The 2810-nt window shown below is 37.1% G+C and carries 3 protein-coding genes, 1 tRNA gene and 1 other annotated feature; of the genes, 3 read left to right on the top strand and 1 reads right to left on the bottom strand.

Annotated features, from left to right (window positions below):
* Positions 1-80: 80 nt before the first annotated feature.
* A complete protein-coding gene (locus tag OSO01_RS23095; RefSeq protein ID WP_147212805.1) occupies positions 81-827 on the bottom strand; it encodes a GTP pyrophosphokinase in 747 nt (248 codons plus the stop codon).
* Positions 828-979: 152 nt separating this feature from the next.
* Positions 980-1188: a binding site (T-box leader), on the top strand.
* Positions 1189-1275: 87 nt separating this feature from the next.
* Here OSO01_RS23095 and proC point away from each other — a divergent pair.
* The 3 genes from proC (at position 1276) to OSO01_RS23080 (ending at position 2599) form a co-directional block, all read left to right on the top strand.
* Positions 1276-2094, top strand: coding sequence for a pyrroline-5-carboxylate reductase (proC, locus tag OSO01_RS23090; protein ID WP_147212804.1), 819 nt, complete (start codon positions 1276-1278; stop codon positions 2092-2094).
* A gap of 24 nt (positions 2095-2118) precedes the next feature.
* Complete coding sequence (locus OSO01_RS23085; protein WP_147212803.1) at positions 2119-2406, top strand: TIGR04104 family putative zinc finger protein; 288 nt, start codon at positions 2119-2121, stop codon at positions 2404-2406.
* A gap of 120 nt (positions 2407-2526) precedes the next feature.
* Positions 2527-2599: transfer RNA gene (locus OSO01_RS23080), tRNA-Arg, on the top strand.
* The last annotated feature ends 211 nt before the right edge of the window (positions 2600-2810 follow it).

Genomic DNA, 2810 nt, shown 5'->3' with positions numbered 1-2810 from the left:
TTTATAACAAAAATAAATAATGATAAATAAAAACCCGCGGCTTTCGAGCTGCGGGTTTTCTGATATATTCCTACATAGATTTACTCTTTATCTCTTCTCTCCATCAATGATTCCAATAACTGCTTTGGCAGCGGAAAGCGTTTGTTATCCAGCGGCAGAAAGTTGAGCTTGCTCTCTGCATGTTTATCTTCTTTAGCCTCGTTCATTTCCGAATGAAGAAACTCCATCTTTTCATCTAGCTGATTTGCAATATTTGCGCTGGTTGTTAATTCTGCCACCAGGTGTTCCGGTACTTCTCCATCATATTTATAATAAATTTTATGCTCTAAGCTCGCCCAGAAATCCATGGCAACAGTGCGAATCTGTATTTCGATAAATACCTCTTCCTGACGGTCAGAGAAAAAGACAGGAATCGATAAAATCAAATGAAGGCTTTTGTATCCATTTGGTTTTGGATTCTTAATATAATCTTTTATTTCAATAACTTTTATATCCTGCTGACCTTGTATCATTTCACTGATTTTATAAATATCAGAGATAAAGGAGCAGACAATACGGATCCCTGCAATATCCTTGATATAGTTCTTAATCGACCCTTGCGTAATTGGAATATTTTTGCGCTGGCATTTTTGTAAAATACTTTCAGGTGATTTAATGCGTGATTTTAAATGTTCAATCGGATTGTAATCATGAATATGCTCAAATTCTTCCTGAAGGATGTTAAGCTTTGTATTTATTTCATCCAGTCCAAATTTGTAGCTGAGCATAAAACGTGTAAGTTCTTTTCGTACAGCTGTTAACTGGTTTATTTGTTTTGATTCATCCATTGATAAAATTCCTTTCTGGCTTTCATTCAGATACAATATAAGTATAGCAAAAATTGTTTTTTATATCAGATTATAAGGTGTCTTATTTTGTCCTTGCAGATGTACTCTTGACAAAAGCGTGACAAGCCCTTATAGTACAATTCAACATAATAAAAAATACGTTGAACGGACCAGTAATTTATGTGCATTTACGAAAGAGAGGAAATCCTGTGGCTGCGAGATTTCTGTAAATGCCTTTATGAACCTATCCGTGAGTAAGTTGGCGGATGCTGACTGCAGCATGCTGCATTATCAAAGAGAGTGGATAAGCTTTTATCAAAAAAGGTGGTACCGCGGAAATAATACTGATTCCGTCCTTTATATAGGATGTGTAATCAGTTTTTTTATTGTCAGCAAGGTACAGATGATATATATCAAATGAATCAAGATAACTACAGGAGGAAAATACATGGATAAGACAATTGCATTTTTTGGAGCAGGAAATTTAGCAGAGGCGATTATTGCCGGAATAACGAGAAGCAATATTGTTTCTAATGAACAGGTACTTGTTACCAATCGCAGTGATAATACACGTCTAGATTTACTTTCCGAAAAATATGGTGTGCAATGTAATCGGAATAAGGAAGAAATGATTCAGGAAGCAAATATTATTATTCTGGCTATGAAGCCTAAGGATGCGGGTAACTATTTAAATTGGCTTAAAGATCATATAAAGCCGCATCACGTGGTTATTTCTGTGATCGCAGGGTTATCCATCGAACAGATGGAAAAAACGCTTGGAGAAGGTATTCCTGTTATTCGGACGATGCCAAATACATCTGCATTAATCGGCCAGTCAGCTACTGCTATTTCCAAGGGATCTTACGTCCCGCTTAGTCAGCTTTATCTGGCAGAAGAGCTTTTCCAGACAGTAGGTATAACAAAAATTGTCGATGAGAGGGATATGCACACAATTACAGCTATTGCTGGAAGCGGTCCGGCGTTTTTCTATTATATGGTAGAATCAATGGAGAAGGCAGCGGTAGAGGCAGGACTGGACCAGGAGACAGCATTAGAATTGTTAACACAGACCGTTATTGGTGCAGGGAAAATGCTTGAATCATCCGGAGAAAATCCAGAACAGCTGCGCATTAATATTACCAGTCCGTCCGGAACAACAGAGGCTGGCTTAAATCAGTTAATAGCGAATAAATTTGATAAGGCTGTTAAAGCATGTGTAAATGGAGCGAGAGAGCGTTCTATCGAAATAACAAATGCACAGAAATAACTTTAAAGAGAAGAGGGGAAGTATATGCATACACCGGACTGCAGCTATTGCGGGAAGAGATGGAGTTATGGGCAGACCTTTAAACAGGTATTTAAGATTAAAATGATCTGTCCGCATTGCGGTAAAGAAAATTTTTATGATGCAAGTAAAAAAGGCGGCTGGCTCCCTTTATTAGCAATTCCCATTTTTTTAGGGCTGGCAATTCTATTAAAACTTTCTTCTGCCGGAATTATTCTGGTAGGCTGTTTATTAATGATTCTTCATGTCCTGTCTATCCCTTATCGCACAAGTTTACAGAAAGCAGGTAAATGAACGAAACAACCTGCTTTTCAAAATAGATAAGGTTTAGTATAATACGATTGTTCGTTTATTTTTTGAAGGGCGGACAATGAAATATAATTAGGCGAATACAATCGCTTGATTATACCAATAGCCCCAGTAGCTCAGGGGATAGAGCATCGGTTTCCTAAACCGTGTGCCGCAGGTTCGAATCCTGCCTGGGGCGTAAGTAATAGTGTGTGTGAAAAAGCAACTGGAAACATCGGAGATTTCCAGTTGCATTATTTTTGGAAAAGGTTTGTACTTAAAAATTTAAATAAACCATTAAACGTCATTTTTCGTTTTCTTGTTTGTCTTATAACAAGAGTTTAGAAGGATGGCGTTTTAAATTTTATTGCGTTATTAACTATAAATAATTGGTTCTATGTCAAATGTGG

Source organism: Oceanobacillus sojae (genome assembly GCF_007991515.1).
Lineage (GTDB): Bacteria > Bacillota > Bacilli > Bacillales > Amphibacillaceae > Oceanobacillus > Oceanobacillus sojae.
Note: the sequence above shows the minus strand (reverse complement) of the source record. Positions and strands in the feature narration are given on the sequence as shown.